Here is a 3691-nt window from a genome sequence, read left to right on the forward strand (position 1 = left end):
GCAGTATCTTGAAAACAGTAAGATAGATGTGATTCTAGGTGGCGGAGAAGATTATTGGTACACAAAAGGAAATGAAGGTGCACATCCAGATGCCCCGCCAGAAGATAAAACTGAAGGAAGCAAAGGAACGCAAGGAAACTTAGTAAACAAAGCACAAAAACTTGGGTATACATACGTTAATAACGAAAATGAATTAAAATATGCTAAAGGAACAAAATTGCTTGGTCTGTTTGCTAATGAAGAAATGTTTCAACAAGCTCCTGAAGGCCAAGATGATGTGTACAACCCTCAAGTATCTCTAAAAGACATKACAAAAAAAGCAATCAATACGCTATCACAAAATAAAAAAGGGTTCTTTCTTGTAGTAGAAGAGGAAGCCATTGATGAAATGGCTCATAATAATAATGCTGAACTCATGATTAAAGCAGGTAAGCAGCTTGATGATACGGTGAAGATGGCTAAAGCTTATGCTAAAACACACCCAGACACTCTCGTATTAGTAACAGCTGACCATGCAACCGGAGGTTTAGCACTTGAAAAAGTAGACAATAAAGATAACGGTGGAGATGAAGTATCAAAAGAAGATGGGCCATTTGCAATCGCTCATTCAAAAGAGCAGTTCGTTGCGGACTGGACAACTGAAGAGCATACGTCATCAGACGTTCCTTTAAGTGCAATGGGTGCCGGCTCAGAAAGATTTACTGGAGTATACGAAAATACGTATTTACATGATGCTCTTCTAAAAGCAATGAATTTAAAATAAGTGAGATAAAAGTACGGTGTTGATTTAATATACTTAGTATGTAAATCAACACCGTATTTTTTGCTTTGTGTGAGCAAGTTATGATGGAGTTTCTTCAAAGGTATGCTACGATAAGAATTATCTTGAATTGAAGAGGTGTCACGATGAAAATAGAAGTATGGTCAGATTTTGTCTGTCCTTTTTGTTATATTGGAAAGCGCCGATTAGAGCAAGCGCTTCAGCAATTTGCACACAAAGATGATGTGCAGGTTGAATTTAAAAGTTTCGAGCTAGATCCAAACGCCCCAGTTAATACTGGCAAAACAATTAATGAAGCTCTTGCTGCTAAATATGGAATGACGATTGAACAAGCGAAGCAAGCAAATGAAGGAATCGGACAGCAGGCAGCTAGTGTGGGCTTATCCTTTAATTTTGACGATATGAAGCCAACTAATACATTTGATGCTCACCGCTTAGCTAAATTTGCAAAAGCTCAAGGAAAAGAAGCAGCTATTACAGAAAAACTCTTATATGCATACTTTACTGAATCAAAACATCTAGGTGAAGAAGAGACGCTGGTTGCTGTTGCAGAAGATGCAGGTCTTGACCGAGAAGAAGCACGTCAAATTCTCGCGGATAAAAACGCATACGCAAATGAAGTGCGCAGTGATGAAGCAACGGCTCAGCAATATGGCATTAGCGGTGTTCCATATTTTGTTGTTAATCAAAAATATGCGATTTCAGGTGCACAGCCAGTCGAAACATTTGTAGGAGCTCTCCAACAAGTATGGGAAGAAGAAAATCCGACTCCGGCTTTGAAGAGCCTTTCTCCAGAAGGCGCAGATGATGCCTTTTGTGCAGATGGTCAATGTGCCGTTCCTGATTCCTCTAAAAACCAACAATAAATAAAAAGCAGAAGCGGAATTTCCGCTTCTGCTTTTTATTTATTTGCAAAAAAATTCACAAAAATACAAACATGTGTTCTGTTTTTGTGTTATAATAAGTTTAGAAGCAACAAACCTCGATGAGTAAGCTCCAAAAATAAGCGATTAAAAGTGATCCCACCATGAACTAGCTTCCATTTAATCCTGCAGGGGGAATCTGAATGAAGAGCAAAGTGCGCATTATCCCATTTCAAGTAGTTGAACAATTGAATCAATTTAATGAAGTCCCAGAAGGAGTCGCTCTAATTGGAGCAGAGCAAGTATGGAAGCAAACAAAGGGACGGGGAATAACCATAGCGGTTTTGGATACCGGCTGTGATGTTACACATCCAGATTTGCAGGAGCGGATTATTGGAGGAAAAAACTTTACACAAGATGATCAACAAAATCCAGATATTTTTCAAGATTATAATGGTCACGGCACTCACGTAGCAGGCACAATTGCAGCAGCGCATAATGGAACGGGTGTTGTAGGAGTGGCTCCTGAAGTGGGCTTACTTATCCTAAAAGTACTTAATGGAAATGGTTCAGGTCAATACGAGTGGATTATTCAAGGTATTAACTACGCCATCGAGCAAAAAGTAGATATCATTTCGATGTCGCTTGGAGGTCCGTCGGATGTGCCTGAGCTACATGAAGCGATTCAAGATGCTGTTGATCAGAATATTTTAGTTGTCTGCGCAGCGGGAAATGAAGGAGATGGAGAAGGCTCCACAGATGAGTTTGCGTACCCAGGCTCATATAATGAAGTGATTAGCGTAGGAGCTGTTGATTCAGAGAAACGATCTTCGGTATTTTCCAACTCAAACAACGAAGTAGATGTAGTAGCTCCGGGAGAGAAGATCGTATCAACTTACTTGAATGGAAAGTATGCCGCACTGAGCGGAACCTCTATGGCAACACCTCACGTAGCAGGGGCCTTAGGATTGATAAAAGTTCTTTCAAATGAAATGTTTGGAAGAGAGCTTACAGAACCAGAGCTTTATGCACAGTTAATCAGAAGAACCCTTCCATTAAATGAATCACCAAGAGAAGTAGGAAACGGATTTGTGCACTTGACCGTTGTTGAAAAGCTGTTGCGTGAAATTCAACGTCAAATGACTTCAGAGGTGATCGGATGAGAAGCAGTTTAGATATGCTAATGATGGAAAAGCAGCAGGCAAAAGCTCTTTATCACGAATACGCAAACAATCGAAGTTATTATGATGAAAAGACAGATGAAGAAAATAAAAATCTTTATTATCAAGATACGCTCTTTGAAAGAGAAACCATGCAAACGTTGTTAAAGGAAACGCATCAGCATTTGCTAAGTTATTCGCCGCATAAATATGTATATCCCTGGGTGGATCTACAGGAGAATGGGGAGCTGAAAAGTCTGTACTCAGGGAAAGGGATGGATCCGTTAGAAACTATACAGCAAGATATTGATCAACTTCAGTCGCTTAGTAACTCCTCTCTTTCAAGCAATGATATACTGCTAAACTGTGAGCACGTTGTCCCACAATCTTGGTTTGGGAAACAAGAGCCTATGAGAGGCGATTTGCATCATTTATTTGCGTGTGAACCTTCTTGTAACAGTCGAAGAGGTAATTCTTCTTATATTGACTTCGCGGATTATACGCCGGAAGTAAAGCAATCAGATGTGAAAGAAGGATGTGGCAAAGCAGAAAAAGGTAAGTTTGAACCTGAATATGGAAAAGGAATTGTGGCTCGATCAACTCTTTATTTTTTAATTCGCTATCATAATAAAATTGACTCTTCGCGAGTAGATATTCCTCTTTTACTAAAATGGCATGAAGAATTTACTGTTTCACTTTATGAAAAACATCGCAATGCAGCAATCTTTGAGTTGCAAGGCAACCGAAATCCTTTTATCGATTTTCCTGACAAAGCAGGTGCGTTAATGAGTTCTGCTTTCTAAAATAGCGAAGAGCTCCGCTTCAATTCGAAGCGGAGCTCTTTTGGATAATCTAATATGAAAATCCATATTTATCACTTAAAAGGG

At 39.5% G+C, this 3691-nt stretch carries 4 protein-coding genes; all 4 read left to right on the plus strand.

The annotated features are described in order from the left end of the window. On the plus strand, nucleotides 1-763 hold a 763-nt coding region (locus AC1DRF_RS19415; RefSeq protein WP_477741436.1), incomplete at its 5' end, for an alkaline phosphatase. A gap of 143 nt (nucleotides 764-906) precedes the next feature. Then, nucleotides 907-1647: a DsbA family oxidoreductase gene (locus AC1DRF_RS19420; RefSeq protein ID WP_034653288.1), complete on the plus strand. Its 741-nt coding sequence runs from the start codon at nucleotides 907-909 to the stop codon at nucleotides 1645-1647. Between the two features lie 200 nt (nucleotides 1648-1847). Beyond that, nucleotides 1848-2807, plus strand: coding sequence for a S8 family peptidase (locus AC1DRF_RS19425; protein WP_097823920.1), 960 nt, complete (start codon nucleotides 1848-1850; stop codon nucleotides 2805-2807). Continuing rightward, nucleotides 2804-3607: an endonuclease I family protein gene (locus tag AC1DRF_RS19430; protein WP_427075409.1), complete on the plus strand. Its 804-nt coding sequence runs from the start codon at nucleotides 2804-2806 to the stop codon at nucleotides 3605-3607. The genes AC1DRF_RS19425 and AC1DRF_RS19430 overlap by 4 nt, the downstream gene beginning before the upstream one ends. Nucleotides 3608-3691 lie beyond the last annotated feature (84 nt).

The sequence above is a fragment of the Priestia sp. P5_B4 genome, from assembly GCF_056400385.1.

What these genes read in the sequence shown, in the direction of transcription:
- AC1DRF_RS19425 (WP_097823920.1), top strand. Translation starts at nt 1,848, where the DNA reads ATGAAGAGCAAAGTGCGCATTATCCCATTTCAAGTAGTTGAACAATTG.
- AC1DRF_RS19430 (WP_427075409.1), top strand. Translation starts at nt 2,804, where the DNA reads ATGAGAAGCAGTTTAGATATGCTAATGATGGAAAAGCAGCAGGCAAAA.
- AC1DRF_RS19420 (WP_034653288.1), top strand. Translation starts at nt 907, where the DNA reads ATGAAAATAGAAGTATGGTCAGATTTTGTCTGTCCTTTTTGTTATATT.